The sequence below is a fragment of the Rhizobacter sp. P3_B12 genome (assembly GCF_056402895.1).
Genome location: NZ_JBFUGN010001656.1, coordinates 1 through 687 on the forward strand (window position 1 = coordinate 1; position 687 = coordinate 687).

Annotated in this window: 1 pseudogene; it reads left to right on the forward strand. The window is 66.7% G+C overall.

Going from position 1 to position 687, the window contains the following annotated elements:
- Positions 1-609 (forward strand): annotated as a pseudogene (locus AC1D01_RS37510) (hypothetical protein); the annotation flags it as partial.
- Between the last annotated feature and the right edge of the window lie 78 nt (positions 610-687).

The following is a 687-nucleotide window of genomic DNA, read 5'->3' on the forward strand; positions in this document are numbered from 1 at the left end:
GCCCTCGTCTACCAGAACGGGAAACGGACCCTCTTCGTCGGGACCGGCCGCATGCTCGGTTTCACGGACCTCTCGAGCACGCCCGGCACGCAAACGGTCTACGCGATCTCGGACGGCGACGAACTCACCAACCCGCGCGGCAGCCTGACCAGACAGCTCTACGACAGCTCCATCGACCAGACGACCGGCAACAGCGTCAACTGGACCACCAGCCGGGGCTGGTACATCGACCTGCCCGACGGCGAGGTCGTCAACGCGGCGCCGTCGATCGGCTACACCGCCGTGGTGGTGGTGACCAACAAGTCGACCATCTCGAACTGCGCAGCCAGCTCTCGCTTCTATGTGCTCGCCATGAGCAAGGGCTCCGGCATCCCCGGCGTCGGCTACGTCAGCGAAACGATCTCCAGCACCGACATGTCGTCGAAGATGACGCTGCTGCGCACGGCGTCGTCCGGCATCGCCAGCGGGTCGTCTGGCTCCAGCAGTTGCCGCTCCAGCGGCATCACGGGCATGACGACCGTCGGGTCGGGCTTGATCAAGACCTCGCCTCTGAAGCTGTGCCAGGCCATCCCCTCCCGCAAGAACGCCTGGACCGAGATCCGTCGCTGATCAAGCCCGCCCGGCGGCAAGTTCGATGCCGTCGGCGAACCGCGGCAGCAGCGGCAGCGGCAGGTCGTGCCCCATGCC